The following is a 17,636-nucleotide window of genomic DNA, read 5'->3' on the forward strand; positions in this document are numbered from 1 at the left end:
CTCACTACGTTACCGTCCCATAACCAGCCGGGTTTGGGCGGGGGCATTCTCCGCGTCTACCAACTGAACCCTGAGCGGCCCCTCTTTATAAACGCTCCGGTCAATCGCCAGCGTGATCGTATGCATGCCCTGGGTGAGGTCGGTAAGCAGGCCGCGGTCGGTTAGTTTGCCCGGTTTCTGGTCGACCCAGGCGGTGATACCGGCGGTGTTGTTCAGGGCCAGATTAACGTTGCCTTTGCTCACAACTTCCAGATCAAAGCGGACGATGCTGTAGGGTTTGCTGCCGTTTGTGACAACGGGTAATTCCTCGACCGGCAGTTCTCCGGACACTTTACTATACGTCGATTGCAGGGACAGTTTGGCATTCTCTTTGGCAACATACCCCAGCCCGTCTTCCCGGAGTTTTTTAGTGAGGTCTTTACTGGTTGAAACGGTATTCCAGCGACGCACGAACCGCTCCGTGGGTACCCTGAACTTGCCCGATTCGCCCATCTTCGACAGGAAGCCCACCAGATCGATGAACTCCTGCTTGTCCAGGCTGGCCGTCAGACCAGCCGGCATCAGCGATCCCGGCACCTTCTCGATCAGGCTCACCTGGCTTTTAGGAACGGACACTTCCTGCCCCGATACATCGCGGATCACCAGCTCGGCGGTGCCGTTACTAACCAGATAGCCCATGAGCTCGCTGCCGTCTTTTTTGGCGATGCGCTGTAATTCGTACCCTTCCTTGATGGACTGGTTCGGATAGAGAATGGAGCGGGTGATGGTTTCGATGGGTGAGCTGGTGCCCAGGCTGCTCAGATCCGGGCCGATGCGCCCGCCGGCCCCGCCAACGGCATGGCAGGTCTGGCAGGAAAGGGAGCTTCTTCGGAATATCATTTCTCCCTTCACCGGGTCGGCGGTTTCTTTGACAACACTCGCCAGACTGGTGATTTCCTGCGCTGACAGTTCCTGCGGCATTTTCTCGGCGGGCAGAACCCCGCCCGATGCCTCAAAGGCTTTTGCCAGCAGCTTCACATCGTCGTCGTTGCGCCGGTTGTACGGTACGCCACGCTGCATGAGCTGACGACCCGCCAGGGCGCGTTTTCCCGGTATTTTACGGGCGGCTAGTTCATCAGACAAGGCTTTGGTGCCTGCCTTACTGCGCAGAAACGCCTGGAAAAGTTCAGCCACATCGGTTTGCTCCGGGAGCGTCCGGAGCAGGTCGGCGCTGATGCGGGCGGCTTCGGTGGCATTAACCGACACTAGCTGAGCGGCTGCGGCCAGTCGCAGATCGGCCGGGCTTTTGGGACCGGTCAGCGTAATCAGGGACTTCCAGGCGTTGTCCTTATCCGTAATCGCCAGCGCACCGAGGGCGGCTTGCCGACGATTTTTGTCGCCCTTCTGAGCCAGTGTTACCAGCGTTCCGTTGAGTTCGGTTAACTGCCAGAGGCCAATTAGCCGGATGGCACTGGTGGCAACGGCGTCGTCTTCGCTATCGATGAAGTCCGTAATCCGATCCAGACTCCCGCCTGGTTTGACACCCCGACCGGCGGCTTCTTCCAGCGTACCGAGTACCATGGCAACCTGGTTCGCTGTACTGCCTTTAACTTGTATCTCTTTTGCGAACAGACCGCCTATATCTGCCGCACTGCCGAACTTGGCGATCGACCCGAGTACGTCTTTCTGGTAGTCTTCCGGTACTTTACCCTGCTGGTACAGTTGCCTTAGCTGCGTAATGGCTTCCGGACTGCTGGCCGATTTCAGGGCGAAGACTGTTTTTCGGGCATCACCCAAAAAGTTGGGGTCTTGCTTCAGTCGGGGTGCCCAGAGGGGTTCTGCTTCACGCACGGTTTGCCAAAGGGCATAATCCAGAAACTCATCCATCGGACTGTCCAGTACAGACAGGGCCGTTCGGGCGGCTTCGGGCGTTTTTATAGTTCGGAGGGCAATGACGGCTTCCATCCGTACCTGCGGATGCCTGTCGGCCACCGCTTTGGTGAGCAACGCGGGCATGTTGGCTATTTTCGTGTGCCACAGTTCCATAGCCCGCAAAGCAGCCGCCCGCGCTTTATGATTTTGGGCATTTAACAAACGCAGCAGCAGCGGCTCGTTAACTACTTCAAGAGTCTGGTAGACCCAGAGGGCTTCCAGCAGATGGTGTTCGTATTCGGCATCCGCTTTGTCCAGATTCTGCACCCATTTTTCGAGGGCCGGTACGACTTCTGTAGCACCGTGGGCTTTCAAAAGCTGTTTTGCCTGCGAACGGGTCCAGTCTTCAGGGAGTTTCAGCGCATCCAGCAGTTCGTTGACCGATGCTTTCGACAGTTGCTGACGTTTGACCAGCGGGCGGTTTTTCGCTACGATGCGCCAGATGCGGCCGTGCTGCTGGTCCCGGCGGGGGTCGTGGAAGTCGACTTCGCCGTGCTGAATAATGGGGTTGTACCAGTCGGCCACGTAAATAGCGCCATCCGGCCCAACGGAAATATCGACGGGTCGAAACGCGACGTTATCCGTCCATAGTAAATCCTCGACCTGTTTGGACGCGTAGCCGCTGCCCTGTTCTTCCAGTTTAAAGCGATTAATGCGGTTGGCCCGGAAGTCGTTGGTAATGACGCTTCCCTGCCAGGATTCCGGCAGGTGCCGACCCGAAATGACTTCCAGTCCGCTATGTTTTGGTTGCCCCGGATTCAGTCCACGAAGGATGCGGGCGGCTCCCGGCGAAGTAACAAACGTAGCCCCCGGAAACGCGTAGTTGATACCTTCGCCCCCGGCGCCATCCGTCAGGAAAGATTGCCCCCAACGGTCGAACTGTAATCCCCACGGATTGATGAGCCCTTTGGCGTACACGTCCAGTTCGAGGTGTTTGGGGTTGAGTTGCCAGACGCCACCGCCTTCCAGCCGTTTGATGCCCGAGGGCGTTTCGACGTGGCTGTAGATGTAGATGGACTGGTTGAAATATAATAACCCTTCGGGTCCCCATCGGAACGTATGAATGAGGTGGTGGGTATCGGCGGTGCCGAAGCCGTTCAGTATCCGGCGTTTTTTATCGGCTTTGCCATCGCCGTCCGTATCCATGAAGTGCAGGATTTCGGTGGAGTTCGCGACGTACACACCGCCATCGCCGGGCAGAATGCCGGTGGGAGTGAGCAGTCCTTCGGCAAAAATGGTCGATTTGTCGGCTTTGCCGTCGCCGTCGGTATCTTCCACCACAAAAATCTTGTCGTTGGCCTGTTCGCCCGTTTTCAGGTGCGGGTAAGCGGTGCTGCTCACCACCCACAGGCGGCCGTCGGCATCCCAGTTCATCTGAATGGGTTTGGCGACCAGCGGTTCGGCGGCAAACAGGGTTACTTCAAACCCATCGGCCACTTTAAAGGAGGCCAGTTCGCGTTTCGGGTCGGGGTCCGGAATATCACTTTGGTTGTCCTGGTTAGCGGCCGAGGTGACGAGCAGAACGGCGCTGATCATAAGAAACTTATGGAGGAAACGCAGGGGGCGGGAAGCGTTCAGAACGTTCATACTACTTTAATGGGCTAAGTTGGTATACGCTGGCAGCGGGCTTGCGGCTTACCGCAATCTGGCCCTCCAGCCACTTGATGAGAATACTTTGCTCTTCGAGCCCCTTCACATGCCGCCCTTGTTCGTAAGAGCGGAAACCCAGAATATAGGTGGTGTTCAGCGGTCGGTACTGAAAGAAAAACAGGTCGTTTTTCTTTAAAATCATCTGACGTAGTTCGCGAACCTGTTCATACGAATGCCCCTGGCGGAGTTCGACGCCGTTGGCCCAGTCGCTGGCCGAGGCCGTTATCAACGTTTCTTTATCGGCCGTAAGGGTATAAAACCCTTTCTTTAACCCCGTTATTTTCAGCACGGGCCCGTTGTTGACGATGCCCCGGTCGACGGCGGGGAGGGGCAGCGGCAAATGTGTTTCGTCGAGGGCGAAGGTCAGGGTAGTGGGGCTGTTTTCCGCGTTCAGGAGTTTGGCTGGTCCGGTGGTTACCGCTGGCTGTTTGCCCGCTGCCATCGTAACGGGGGTGAAGCGGGGCGGCAGGCCCAGACTTTTTTCGAGCGTCGTGATTAGGTAGTAATAGCCGGTTTCGTTGAGGTGAATGCCGTTGTCGGTAATGGTCGTTTGCTGGCCAATTGCCTGAATGGGTTTGAAGAGGTCAATGTACCGTTTGCCCCGTTGCGACGCCAGTCTGGCCATGGCAGCCGCGTAAGTTTCGAGCATGGCATTCCGGCTAGCCACGTTTTGGGTCAGATCGGTGGTCAGCACCGGAATCGGGGAAAGAAGAATGACGTTGGCTCCCAACTGGTCGACCTTATCGAGCAATTTGGTGAGTCCTTCGATGAACGTTGGCAGACCGGCCTCACCGTCCTGCGCTTCGACACCGCCGTAGCCCAGAAAGACCAGCGTAGGTTTGGCTTTGGTAAGGCTTTCCAGTAGCAGATCGTAGCCCGTGGGTGGGTTGGTAATGGTGCTTCGCGCAATGCCGTAGACGTTATCGCCCGTCCAGCCGAGGTTACGGAAAGTGATGTCGCGGTCGGGCCAGCGGGTGCTCAGCCCCAGTTCCAGATACCCATATTGAAAATCGTTCTCGAAGAGTGAATTTCCCAGAAAGACCACCCGCTCGCCATTCTTCAGTTCGAAGGGGGAGTTGGGTGATTCAACGGCCGGCCGGGGGGTATTCTGTGCAGTGGACAATCCGCAACCGGAAGAAAGCAGCACGAATAACATATACCCGAGCGCGGCTAATACCTTACGCTGTCTCATGCATTTTTAAATTAATGTGAACGAGGGATTAACCAGCAACAAAACTTGCTGATGTATTACCTGAAATAAGGTTAGACCGCTAAAGTCTTACTCTAACCCGATTGTAAAATTTGGGTAAAACAGGACTGGCGTATCATTTCGGAAACGGGTACAGGCAGACCCTGGCGGCTGCAGCGAACTAACCCAATCCGGCGGCCATAAAGCCAACAGGGGTTGAAAACCGCCCTTTTTCCGCTATTTTTAAGCCTTACACTAAATCAGGCAACTATGAAACGCTTTTTCGTGACCGCACTGCTCTTGAGTCCGTCGCTGCTCTGGGCACAGACCGGCACGTATACCCTCACTGCGAAACTTGCCGGGGTGAAAGCTCCCGCCAAAGCGTACCTGCGCTACATGGAGAGCGGCACGGCTAAAATGGACTCCGCCCAGATTCAGAACGGGGCGTTTTCCTTTAACGGAAAAGTTGGTACGCCCACGCAGGCAACGCTCTTTGTCGATAAACTCGGAACCGGATTTAGCAGGAACCGCCCTATCGCGGCCACCGCCGTGTACCTCGAACCGGGTACGATATCTGTAACCAGCCCCGACTCGCTCGACAATGCCGTCGTTAGCGGTACACCCCTGAACGCCGATAACCAGAAGTTGATGGCCCTGCTTAAACCGGTTTCGACCAAAATGGCGCTGTTGATGAAAGAATATCGGTCGGCTACCCCTGAGCAACGCAAATCGAAGGAGTTTGAAGAACGTATCGACAAACGTTACGAGGCCATTGAAGCGGATCAAAAGAAGCTGAAAAAACAATTTATTCTGGCCAATCCGAACTCGCTGGTGAGCCTGAATACCCTGCAGCAATACGATTACATACCGGATTATGCCGAAGTAGGGCCTATGTTCGATGGCCTGTCTGAGTCGCTGAAAACGAGTGAATCCGGGAAAGCGTATGCCAAAACCCTGGCCATTGCCAAAGTTACATCGGTAGGGGCAATGGCGCCCGAGTTTACCCAGGCCGATACGTCGGGCAAGTCGGTGTCGTTGAGCAGTTTCCAGGGCAAATACGTGCTGGTCGATTTCTGGGCGAGCTGGTGCGGTCCCTGCCGACAGGAGAACCCCAACGTGGTGAAGAACTTCCACCAGTATAAAGACAAAAATTTCACCGTGCTGGGCGTGTCGCTCGATCGGCCAACGGCGAAAGAAGCCTGGCTAAAAGCCATTCATAAAGACGGTCTGGACTGGACGCAGGTGTCGGACCTCAAATTCTGGGATAATGAAGTGGCTAAGCAGTACGGCGTGCGGTCCATTCCGCAAAATTTCCTGATTGGCCCCGATGGCCGGATTGTCGCCAAAAATGTCCGGGGCGAAGCGTTAGGGAAGAAATTGGAGGAAATCCTGGCGGCAAAACCCTAACCCGCTATCAACTTCTCATTGCCGTTCACATACAAGTTACCCGCAGGGACCAACACCTGATGCGGGTAACATTTTTTTTAGATCGTATGCTTTCATCAACTGAACCGATACTGAAACCCGCTATTCAGGAGAAATTTGAACACCTCTGGCATTTGGTTGGCAATACGCCGATGCTGGAGTTATTTTATACCTATCGGGGAGAACCACGTTCGCTCTATGTCAAGTGCGAATATTACAACCTGACGGGCAGCATGAAAGACCGGATGGCGCTGCACGTGCTGCACCAGGCGTATCGGGAGGGAAATATTAAACCCGGCGACCGGATTGTGGAAGCCACCAGCGGCAGTTCGGGTATCGCGTTTTCGGCGGTAGGTCGGGCACTGGGGCATCCGGTTACCATTATCATGCCCGCTGGCATCAGTCAGGAGCGGATCGACATTATCCGGAGCCTTGGTGCAGATATTGTACTGTTCACCAAAGAGGAGGGCGGATTTATGGGCGCTATTCGCCGGTCGGAGGAGTTGGCTGCCAGCGACCCCAACGTGTTTCTGCCCCGGCAGTTTGCCAATAAATACAACGCCGATGCCCACCGCCTGACGACGGGCAAAGAAATCTGGCTGCAGCTGCAAAGCGTCGACATTACGCCCGATGCCTTTGTGGCGGGGGTAGGCACCGGCGGCACGGTAATGGGTGTGGGGCGTTACCTCAAATCCCGCAAACCTGATATCCGCATTCACCCGCTCGAACCGGCCGAATCACCAACGTTGTCGGTGGGCCACAAGACCGGGAGCCATCGAATCCAGGGCTTTTTCGACGAGTTCATTCCCGATATTTTAAAGCTGAACGAACTGGATCACATCGTACAGGCCAACGACGGCGATTCGATTCTGGTGGCGCAGAAACTGGCCGTACAGCTTGGCGTGGCCGTAGGGATTTCGTCCGGGGCCAACCTGATCGGGGCGATCAACCTGCAAAACGAAATGGGGGCCGATGCTCGTGTAGTGACCATCCTTTGCGACAGCAACAAGAAGTATTTAAGCACCGATCTGGTTCGGGAAGAACCCATAAAGCCGGGCTACGTTGCCCCGCATATCGAGTTCACTGATTATCGTCCTATCAGTCGTCTGCTGGTTGGCCGGCCCGGTGTTTTCTAAAAAAGCGCTATACCAGCCATTTTCGGCTATTCATACCGTGTAATTTTCTCCGTAATTCGGCGCCATACGTGCTTGTCAGGTCCTCAGACCTGACAAGCAAGGAGACCACAAAAAACCTCGCCCATTCAGCAAAGGCGAGGTTTTATTAGGATCAAAGAGGAAGGTTTGTGGTTTATTTGACGGCAATCTGGCGGCTGGGTGCTTCGGGTTGCTGCGTAGAGATTGTAATGTTGTGTGATTTGGTGTCGACACCGTTGGTGATTTCGACCTGATAAACGCCATCGGGCAATTCACTTAGGTTCAGGCGGGTGCGGAACTTGCTTTCGTTTTTGCCGACATGCTGGGTGAACAACACTTTACCATCGGCGCTTTTCAGCATGATATCAACGGCACCACCCGTTTGTTTGTCGAGGGCAATGTTCAATTTACCATCTACCGAGGTGTACATGCCCGACTGATAGGCGGCAGCACGTGTTGGGCGGCCAATTGGTTTTGCTTCGCTAAAGGTGGCAGCTGACGTAGCAACAGCGAAAGAAAGAGCTAAGGCGAAAGATTTGATGAGCGTTTTCATGGTCTTTATGTTTTAGAGTTTTTGATTTAAAAGCGAGTCGGGTTATTCCCGATTGGTGAAACAAAGATATAGGCTACAGCTGGTACTATGTAATGCAAACTACTGGAGCGGTTGTCCGGCTGGATGAGTGGACGAAATAATAGTTGCCTGAGGGAATGGTACCAAAACGACCGTCCCGGTCGGGTAAGAACAGATATGCTATTCCTACCCGACCGGGACGGTCGTTGCGACATGTAAGAGTATTACGGCTTCGGTGCGTCGGCCGATTCACTGCCGCTTGCCGGAGCCAGGGAGTTGATCCAGGCGGCAATCTTCAGCGCGTCGTTTTTAGGCACCTGTGGCATAGGAGGCATCTCGGTAGCGTATTCGGGCCAGTGCTGGGGCTTGGGATTGTAAATCAGCTCCACAATCTGGTCGTTGGTGTATTTGCGTTTGGCTACATCGGCGAACGCGGGGCCAACCTGCCGCTTGTTGGCCTGGTGGCAGGCCGCGCAGGTGTGGCGGGTGAGCAGCCCTTTTACTTCGTCGTAGGTGGGCGCTTTCGCCATCGTCACCGCCTGCCCGCCAACTAGTTTCGGCTTGGCGCCTGTGGTGGTCTTGGCACCTTTCGCAGGAACGGCTTTTTTGTCCGCTGCGGCTGGTGCTGCTGGTGCGGTAGCGGGTGCCGCGGCTGAGTTCTTCGTGCTCACTTCGCTCATGGCCAGTTTCTCACCCGTTGGGATGTTATTCAGGGTGTAATACGCAATCGGGTGAACGAGTGAGTACGATCCTTCAACGCCACGAACGCCATCCAGCGTCAGCTGATGGATGTAGTACTTCCGTAAGTCGCTAACAATAAGCCGGGCTTTCAGGCCATCGGCCGACACTTTTACACCTTTAAGGGGTAACGCTTCCTTATTGATCGTCGGGCTGCCATAAACGGCGTGGTATTTATACAGGAAGCTCTCAACCCGGTACGAGGCCAGATCTTCGGCCGTTTTCCGGTCGACGGGTTTCGTGAATTCGATTTCGAATCCGTCGGGCATGGCTTTCACGGTGCGCATCTCGAAGGGCATGGCCCCATTCCAGGCTACCCGTTGCAAGCCGTCATTTGCTTCGCCGGCCGAACCCCAGCCCCGGTTGGTTTCGCCTACGAACAGCGAGCCGTCTTTGGCAAAGGCCATCCGCAGTACACCTGAACGGAAGCCGTTGCGGAATTCAATGGCACCACCCTGATACTCGCCGTTCACTTTTTCCATGAACACCCGCGAGATTTTGCTCATACCCTGGTCGCCTACCAGCAACTGCCCCGAAAACGGGCCGAAGGCACCGTCCGGAATTTGCAGGATTTCGGAGTTCGAAATACCCAGAATACCGTGCGGTAACCAAACGGCAGGCGTCTGAACGTCGACGCTCGGGAACATGTCTTTCAGGTTATACAGCAGGGTCGGGGTTTCGTTAACTACGTTCTCGGGTTTGATGGCCCGGCCGTTCTCATCCCGCCGACGCCGTTCGTCGATCTTGGCAACGAACTGTTCGTTGGTGAGTTTAACGGGCGAGTTAGCCAGACCGGTCCAGCGCAGACCCGCCGGGTGGCCCGTAAAGGCACCATTTTTGACGTGGAAGATCCCGCCGGAACCCATCCATTCACCCTGGTTGTCGCTGTAGAAGAGTTCACCTTCGTAGATGCCCAGTCCGCAGGGAGAGCGCATACCGGTTGCCCAGGGCTGCATGGTGCCATCTTCGCTGATCTTCATTGTCCAGCCGCGCCAGGGGACACGACTTTCGCCCCGCCACCACTCTTCGTCGCCGAAGGCTACGTTGCCCGTTACGAAAAACTTGCCATCGGGAGCAATCTTCGGCCCGAAGCTGTATTCGTGATAATGCCCCGACAAAGGCCAGGCATAAACCGTTTCGAAAATATCGGCCTTGCCATTTTTATCCGAGTCGATGAGTTTGGTCAGCTCCCCGCGCTGGGCACAAAAGAGGGCTCCGTCCTTGTAGGTAAGGCCCAGAATTTCGTGCAAACCCGACGCAAACTTGCGGAAAAAGGGTTTGCGGCTGGTTGGGTTTTCAATGATCCAGACATCACCCCGACGCGTGGCAACGCCCACACTACCATCGGGCAGCGTTGTTAAACCGCCCACTTCAAGGAGTGTTCCTTCCGGGGCAGTTACTTTCAGAATCTTGAAGAAATCCTCTTCCTTCGGCGATTCCTGAGCCACTGCTGCCGTGAGGGAAGCGGTGGCCAATAAGGAAATAAATAGCTTTTTCATCTGATGATGGATGGGAACACGGATCGAGCGGATTGAACTGATCAAAACGGATTTTATCTGTTTATATCCGTTCCAGCCGTATTCCTATACGTTTAGAACAGGATTGAGTAAATAACTTTGCCTTTGACCGGAACGATCAATTCCTGCCGACCATTGGCATCGCGAATGGTTGGCTTCGCGCCCGCTGCGTCGTTGATGCGCAGGTACTCCTGCCCATCAACGAGATACATGCCGTTTTCGACGGGTGTAATGCTGGCACCGCTAATCAGCCGGGCGTAGAGGTCGCCCGCCGGATTGGCGATGGTCACTTCCCGCTGAACGCCTTTCCCGCCGGGCAGTACCCGAATTTTGTCATCGACCGATGAACCGTAGCTCTGGTAACGGAACGTTGGCCGGTCGCTTTCGTCCAGTACATAGCCTTTTGGCCGGTAGCCTGAGCCGGTGGTATCGGCCGTCCAGGCGGCTTGTGGGGAAGTTAGCTTGCTTAAGAAAAGCACAGGAGCCCCCAGCCGTTGTACCATACCCATGGGGCGGGAGGAGCCGTCGCCCCGGTCGTGCCACATGGGTGTAGCATCCAGGAACATACCCCGCCAAACCTGCACCAGTGCCCCTTTATCAAGGTCGTAGGTGTAATGTACCTGCTCGGGGCTACCTACCGAAATAGCATGAACCACACGGAGCGTACGGCCCAGCGTGTTTTTCTCTCCCGGCATATCCATGAAACTACGGAGAACGGTGTTGTTGGGCGCATCGACAATAATCGGGTCGACCTCCTCGCCGTTGCTGCCCGCGCCTTCGCTGATCACGAATTCACGAACACCCGGCCCGGCTACGGTGAGACCGAGGGCAGGCTGTGCCCAGTCGACAAATTTGGAGTAGAAGAGTTCAAAAGGCAGGTCACCTTTGGGGAGTGTAACTTTGCCGTTACCATTTCGGCCACCGGGTGCCACCACCACCTGGTTGTTGATCTTCAACATGCCCCCGCCCCCCGAAGCGCCCAGGTTAAAGCGGTATTCGCCGGGCTCTGAAACACGTAGCGTACCCGTATACCGAATGAGAAACTCATTGGGAATCCGGTTGACCGATGCCGACAGCACTTTCGTCGCTCCTTCCGACTCGGGCGCTGTTTTATCGTAGTCGGGTTCTTTTTCGTATTTGCCTTTATAGACAGCGTATTTCAGGTTGAGCAGTTCGGGGCGGGGTTTGTCATACGATACGTACCGAATGTTCCGGAACGCCACCGCGCCATGGTCTCCCTGAATGCGGAGTGGACCGAGGGGCTTTTCGTCGGCGAAGAGCGATCCGCGCGTTGGGCCGGTCAGTTCAACATCGTCCTGAATGGGTACGCCGTTCAGCTCGATCCGAATGACACGGCCATTTTCGGTCTTCTGACCAGCCGCGTTGAACCGGGGCGCCTGGAACGAAATTTTCATGTGCTGCCATAAACCGGGGGCACGGCTGGCATTCTGACGGGCGGCATGCCCTTCGTAGCCTTTCTGCCCTTCGGGCCGTTTGTCGTCCCAGCGTTCATAAACGCCACCGTTGTCGTGCACGTTCGGTGTTCGAATGTCCCAACTGTCACGCAGTTGAATTTCGTAACGACCCTGTAAATACACGCCTGAGTTGGACTGAGACGCCATCATGTAATCAAATTCGAGGTCTACATCGCCATGTTGCAGGGTCGTGAGCAGATCGTATTTGTAGGGCACCTTAGGATCGTCAGGCATTTTTGCCAGTGGAATATTGACCAAAACACCCGTGCCTTTATCGGTCGTCAGGGTGTTGGGTTTATTGAGGTCGGCGCGAACGGTGCCAACGATACGCCAGTTGGGGGCTGGCGACGAAAAGGCACTCAAATCGTTGAGCGGAAGCGGGATGCCGGGAGCCGGTGCGGGTTGGGCCATTGCCAATCCGAGACCAAGGGCCCAGCCAGCGCTCAGCAGCCAGGTGAAGCGGGCTGTTGGAGGTGGGGTTACCATGAGACTAAGAAAAGAAGTTTTGAAGGTCGAAATTACATTTTTTCCGTGTAAAAGACTGCTAATTGACATTTACCCTATCTTTGAACGTTAATTATGCAAAGGCATTAACCCGAAACATTTTTCATGAAAAACGTACATTTATCGCTGGCTGTCTGCGTTGGTATCGTTAGTCTTGCGTTGTCAAATCAGGCTCAGGCCCAGACTCAGCCCAGCAAGCAAACCCCCGAATCAACTGAAATCTGGGAGCCGGTTCCTCCTGTTGTTACACCCGGTACGGTTACCGCCAACACCAGCGGCATCACTCCGCCATCCGACGCAATTGTTCTATTCGACGGTAAAAATACCGACGAATGGGTAGCCATAAAAGGCTATTCGCCAGCTAGTTGGGAAAAGACGAACGAAGGCCCGCTGAAGTGGCCCGTTACCAACGGTGTTATGTATTCGACCAAAGGCTTCTCGGCCCGTTCGAAAAAGGAGTTCAATGATTTTCAGCTTCACCTGGAGTTTAAAACACCCGAAAAAGTTGAAGGAAACAGCCAGGGTCGGGGTAACAGTGGCGTCTTTTTACAGGGCCGTTACGAATTGCAGGTACTCGACAACTACAACAACCCTACCTACGTAGATGGTATGGTTGGCTCTATTTACAAGCAGGCAATTCCGCTGGCGAACCCCAGCCGTAAGCCCGGCGAGTGGCAGACCTACGACGTTATCTATCAGGCTCCCAAGTTCAATAAAGCCGGTATGATGACCGATTACGCCTATGTGACCGTATTGCTCAACGGCATCCTGGTACAAAACCATGCCGCCATTCGGGGCACAACGGAGTACATTGGTTATCCTAAAGTGCAGCCACACGGTGCCGGTCCAATCCTGCTGCAGGATCACGGCAACCCGGTTGGTTTCCGGAACATCTGGGTTCGTGAATTGTAAGCAGAACCACAGGAACTGACCAGTCAGTAAGAGCCCCCGGCATCACCGGGGGCTTTTTTGTATCATTGCCTTTCTGTACCTACGGGCCAAGCCGCGTTCGGCTTATAAATCAATATGCTATGCGCTTATTTACGCTTCTTATTCTTCTGATTATTGTCTCCGTGGCCTGTTCAACCACAACGGTTTACATCGTTCGTCATGCCGAAAAAGTGAACGAAACCGATACCACCGATCTGACGCCCGCCGGGTATGCACGGGCGGATGCACTCGCCGAAACGCTGGGCAACGCGGGCATCGACTCTATTTTCTCTACGCCTTACTACCGCACGCGCCAAACGGCTCAGGCGCTTGCCAAACGCATTGGCGTTCCCGTTGTCGATTACCCCGGCAAACCAACCGACGCTATCGTTGACCGGGTCAAAATGATACGCGGTAAAAAAGTACTGGTTGTTGGGCACAGCAACACCATTCTGGAAATTGCCCGTGGTCTCGGCGCGAAACCAACATTAGCCAAAATTGAGTCGGGTGATTTCGATAATCTGTTCCGGGTAATCATGCATCATGGCCCATTCCGCAGGTCGGTTACGTTCGTCCCTTCCACGTATGGGCAACCCACACTTCCCTGAGGTAGTGATTGGGCGAGGCTATTTACCGTCTTATCCCATGTTTGTGCCAACTCATACAAAAAGGCCGCGGATGAGGCTGGGCGAAGGCTTTATCTTTAGCTACTCAAACGACCTGGCATTACCGCATTACTCAATGAAACAGATAATTTTGATCGCTCTACTGGCTGCCTCAACAGCACTAACTCAGGGACGCCATCTTCGGGCTACGGGTGATAAAACTCCCCGCCAGTTGGTCAAAGCCGGTACACCGGCAACGTATACCGGTCGCCAGATTGCTGCGGGCAGCGGGGGCGGGTTTACCGGTTACTCAACCGCCTACTACCTGCTCGATAATGGTAAGCTCTTCGGAAAACGCAGCCGCGATACAACCTTTACTTTCATTGGGCAGCAAACCAGGGCCAATACAAAGCGGGTGTTCTCGATAGCCGAAGAAAAGTGCAGGATTAAAACCACCAGGTTCGATAACCCCGGCAATACCTACAAGTTTGTTCGATGGAAAAAAGCAAAGCAGGAATTTACTGTCACTTGGGGAAACGTCGGTAAGACCGTACCGGCCAATTACCCGAAATTCTATGACTCGTTCATGGCGATGATACCCGCTGCCTCGAAACTGAAGTAAACTGAATCGACCAACCCAACCGAAGCGTCGGCCCGGCCCTTATGAAACAACTTCTTCTATCTCTGACTCTCTTGACCGCCACCAGTGTGCTGGCTCAGCCGCCCGCAACAGGTTTCGGTTCCAAACAAAAAAGCAAGTCATCGTCGCCGGGGCTGGCTAACCGGCTCAAAGCGGTAATTGTGCCGTTGCCCGCCAATCGGGCAGGGCGTCAATCGCTAATGGCAACGGCGGGCACTGGCCGGGCTATGGATGCCTTGCGTTTGCGCGTGGTTAGTGACTCGGCAACGGGTTTGCCGGTGTTTATCGAACGTAAATTGCCGAAAACGGCCAGTTTGAATCAGGCTAAAACTAGTGGCGCACGGCTTTCGGCTACAGCGGCTGCCTCCGCCACTTTCGCCTTCATGACACAGGTGCGCGGGCTGTTGAAGCTGGAAAACCCCGAGTCGAACTTTGCCGTGGCTCGTACCGAAACGGACGACCTCGGACAAATGCACGTTCGTCTGACGCAAACACACCGGGGCGTTCCGGTGCTCGGTGCCGAGCTGGTGGCCCACCTGACGAATGGTGAGGTAACCTTGCTAAACGGACGTTATCAGGCGATTCCCAAAAACCTAAATACTACGCCTAAACTGGTGCTGGCCGACGCATCGGAGCGGGCCCTTGCCGACGTGCGGACCGTGTCGCCGGTGCGGTCGTTTGGCGATAACATTCTGAAGATGAAGTCGACCGAGGGCGAGTTGTGCATTTTTGCAGAAAACGGGCTGGCTAAACTCGCTTATCAGTTGACGGTCCGCCCGAATATGCTGGATCGTTGGGAGTATGTCATTGATGCCCAAACGGGCGAGGTTCTCGATAAATACAACCATACCTGCACGGTTGTGGGGCCTATTAAAACCTCCGGGAAGGATTTGAACGGTGTAACGCGTTCGGTTCAGACGTACCAGCAGAGTGCCGGTGCGTATTACCTGATTGACGCGTCGCGGTCGATGTTCAACGCCACCACATCCAAAATGCCCGGCGATCCGGTTGGGGCGCTCTGGACTGTCGATGCGAAGAACGTGAAGGGCGATAACCCGAAAATCTACCAGGTAACATCGAGCACCAATACCGATTGGACCCCAACGGCGATTTCTGCCCACTACAACGCGGGAGTGGCTTACGATTACTACAAGAACAATTTTAACCGGAATGCCCTGAATGGCAACGGGGCTACGATTGTTTCGCTTATCAACGTGGTGGACGACGACGGAAAAGGGCTCGATAATGCCTACTGGAATGGACAGGTCATGGCGTATGGCAACGGTCGACTGCTGAAACCACTGGCCGGTGCCCTGGATGTAGCGGGTCATGAAATGACCCATGGCGTGATTCAGAATACCGCTAATCTGCAATACAAAAGCCAGTCGGGAGCCATCAACGAATCCTTTGCTGATGTGTTCGGCGTTATGATCGACCGGGACGACTGGACCGTTGGCGAAGACATTGCCACCCCGGCGGTTCTGCCATCGGGAGCCGTTCGCAGCCTGTCGAACCCGAACCAGGGCGGAAAGAGCAAAGACCCGAACGGCTACCAGCCTGCCACCATGAGCCAGTACGAAACGACGACCGAAGACAATGGCGGGGTGCATATAAACAGTGGCATTGTCAACTTTGCGTTTTACAAATTCGCGACGGCTGTCGGCAAGGAAAAGGCTGAAAAAGTCTATTACCGCGCCTTAACAACGTATCTGGTTCGCACTTCGCAGTTTCTGGATCTGCGCCTGTCCATTATCAAAGCCGCCGGCGATTTGTACGGGGCCACCGGTACCGAAGTGGCCGCTGCCAAAAGTGCGTTCGATGCGGTCGGCATCACCGAAACAACCCAGTCGACGCCCGGCAAGCAGCCCGACGTGCCGGTAGCTTCGGGGCAGGATTTGCTCCTGCTGTCCGATGCGTCTACGTCGGAGCTCTATTCAACGACTATTGGTGCGGGGACGTCTAAATTTGACCTGAAATCGACGCTGGGGTTGCGCCACCGCCCGAGTGTTACCGACGATGGTAAAACAGCCTACTACGTCACAACCGATAAGCGCATTCGGGCCGTAAACCTGGCGGGAACGCCTACCGAGACGGTCATCTCCGACGAGACGATTTGGGATAACGTCGCCATTTCGAAGGATGGTACCAAACTGGCCGCCCTAACCGCCGATCAGGATGGCTCTATCTATGTGTACAGCTACGCCAAGAAGAAATGGGCCGAGTTCAAACTCTACAATCCGACTTATACCGAAGGGATTCAAACGGGCGAGGTCTTGTATGCCGATTCGTTCGAATGGGATTTTACCGGCGAGAACATCGTTTACGATGCCTACAATGAGCTTCAGAATAATGGTGGTGATGCTATTAATTACTGGGACGTTGGCTTCATCAATGTCTGGAACAATAAAACCGCTGACTTTGCCACGGGCGATATTCAGAAGCTCTTTTCTGATCTGGAAGAAGGCGAAAGCATCGGCAACCCGTCGTTTTCGAAAAACTCACCCGATGTTCTTGCGTTTGACTATGTGAATGAGAATGACGACACGTACTACGTGGTCGCTACAGACTTGAGCACGGGTAATTTACAGGCGGTATACAAAAACAATACGCTGGGCTTTCCGAGCTATTCGCGTCTGGACAACCGGCTGGTGTTCAGCACGGAGTCGTCGGGGGCGAGTGAGAACGTGTCGGCTATTAATTTGGGGGCCGATAAACTGTCGCCTTCGGGATCAGCATCTGTCTTGTATACCGGTGCAAAATGGCCGGTCTGGTATACGCAGGCCACCCGTACGCTGCCCGCCAAAAGTACACAGACTATAACGTTCAACGCCATCGCCGACCGCTACACGAATCAAGGCGATCTGACGTTAAGCGCCACTTGCTCATCCAGTTTACCTGTCAGTTTCGCCGTCAAAAGCGGCCCCGCTACCCTGACGGGCTCGACCCTGAAATTCACCGGGGCGGGTATGGTCACGATTCGGGCGTACCAGACGGGCAACGACCTGTATTACGCAGCTACCGATGTTGTGCAGTCCTTTAATGTGCTGACCGTTACGGGTGCCGAACCGCTCTGGTCTGATGCGCTGGTGGTTTATCCGAATCCGGTACAGTCGACGCTCACCCTTGAGTTACCCGGCACCGAAACCATCGAACGCGTATCAATTCAGAGCATCACCGGGGCAACGGTCGTTCAACCGGCCATCCATGCCCGCCAGCGAACGGCCACCGTTGACGTAAGCCGGTTACCCAAAGGGCTGTATTTCCTCCAGATTCAAACGCCTACGGGTACGGCGAACCGGAAGGTGGTGAAGGAGTAGCTAAATCACG

The 17,636-nt window shown here is 54.8% G+C and carries 11 protein-coding genes; 6 read left to right on the plus strand and 5 right to left on the minus strand.

Annotation, left to right across the window (positions count from 1 at the left end; genetic code table 11):
* Window positions 1–9 precede the first annotated feature (9 nt).
* Complete coding sequence (locus ACYVJM_RS17350) at window positions 10–3,498, minus strand: PVC-type heme-binding CxxCH protein (RefSeq protein WP_461149488.1); 3,489 nt, start codon at window positions 3,496–3,498, stop codon at window positions 10–12.
* 1 nt (window position 3,499) lies between these two features.
* Window positions 3,500–4,753 carry a GDSL-type esterase/lipase family protein gene (locus ACYVJM_RS17355; protein WP_461149489.1) on the minus strand — a complete coding sequence of 418 codons (1,254 nt, stop codon included), beginning with the start codon at window positions 4,751–4,753 and terminating at the stop codon, window positions 3,500–3,502.
* Between the two features lie 267 nt (window positions 4,754–5,020).
* Here ACYVJM_RS17355 and ACYVJM_RS17360 point away from each other — a divergent pair, with 267 nt between their 5' ends.
* Entirely contained in the window at window positions 5,021–6,157 is a 1,137-nt protein-coding gene (locus ACYVJM_RS17360; protein WP_461149490.1) for a redoxin domain-containing protein, read from the plus strand.
* Between the two features lie 86 nt (window positions 6,158–6,243).
* On the plus strand, window positions 6,244–7,311 hold the full coding sequence (locus ACYVJM_RS17365) for a PLP-dependent cysteine synthase family protein (RefSeq protein WP_461149491.1): 1,068 nt from the start codon (window positions 6,244–6,246) through the stop codon (window positions 7,309–7,311).
* 172 nt (window positions 7,312–7,483) lie between these two features.
* On the opposite strand, the gene ACYVJM_RS17370 is transcribed toward ACYVJM_RS17365, so the two are convergent.
* From ACYVJM_RS17370 to ACYVJM_RS17380, 3 genes are all read right to left on the minus strand, one after another.
* Window positions 7,484–7,882 (minus strand): T9SS type A sorting domain-containing protein, encoded by a 399-nt coding sequence (locus ACYVJM_RS17370; protein WP_461149492.1) that lies wholly within the window; start codon window positions 7,880–7,882, stop codon window positions 7,484–7,486.
* 242 nt (window positions 7,883–8,124) lie between these two features.
* Entirely contained in the window at window positions 8,125–10,137 is a 2,013-nt protein-coding gene (locus ACYVJM_RS17375) for a c-type cytochrome (protein ID WP_461149493.1), read from the minus strand.
* Window positions 10,138–10,229: 92 nt separating this feature from the next.
* Window positions 10,230–12,116 carry a family 16 glycoside hydrolase gene (locus ACYVJM_RS17380; RefSeq protein ID WP_461149494.1) on the minus strand — a complete coding sequence of 629 codons (1,887 nt, stop codon included), beginning with the start codon at window positions 12,114–12,116 and terminating at the stop codon, window positions 10,230–10,232.
* 123 nt (window positions 12,117–12,239) lie between these two features.
* On the opposite strand from ACYVJM_RS17380, the gene ACYVJM_RS17385 reads away from it, so the two are divergent.
* From ACYVJM_RS17385 to ACYVJM_RS17400, 4 genes are all read left to right on the plus strand, one after another.
* The gene (locus ACYVJM_RS17385) at window positions 12,240–13,046 is read left to right on the plus strand and encodes a 3-keto-disaccharide hydrolase (protein WP_461149495.1); all 807 of its coding nucleotides are present in this window, start codon (window positions 12,240–12,242) and stop codon (window positions 13,044–13,046) included.
* A 119-nt stretch (window positions 13,047–13,165) separates the two neighbouring features.
* On the plus strand, window positions 13,166–13,672 hold the full coding sequence (locus ACYVJM_RS17390; RefSeq protein WP_461149496.1) for a SixA phosphatase family protein: 507 nt from the start codon (window positions 13,166–13,168) through the stop codon (window positions 13,670–13,672).
* 133 nt (window positions 13,673–13,805) lie between these two features.
* Window positions 13,806–14,291: an FAD-binding oxidoreductase gene (locus tag ACYVJM_RS17395; protein ID WP_461149497.1), complete on the plus strand. Its 486-nt coding sequence runs from the start codon at window positions 13,806–13,808 to the stop codon at window positions 14,289–14,291.
* A 41-nt stretch (window positions 14,292–14,332) separates the two neighbouring features.
* The gene (locus ACYVJM_RS17400) at window positions 14,333–17,626 is read left to right on the plus strand and encodes a M4 family metallopeptidase (protein ID WP_461149498.1); all 3,294 of its coding nucleotides are present in this window, start codon (window positions 14,333–14,335) and stop codon (window positions 17,624–17,626) included.
* Window positions 17,627–17,636 lie beyond the last annotated feature (10 nt).

The organism is Spirosoma pulveris, from assembly GCF_054781875.1.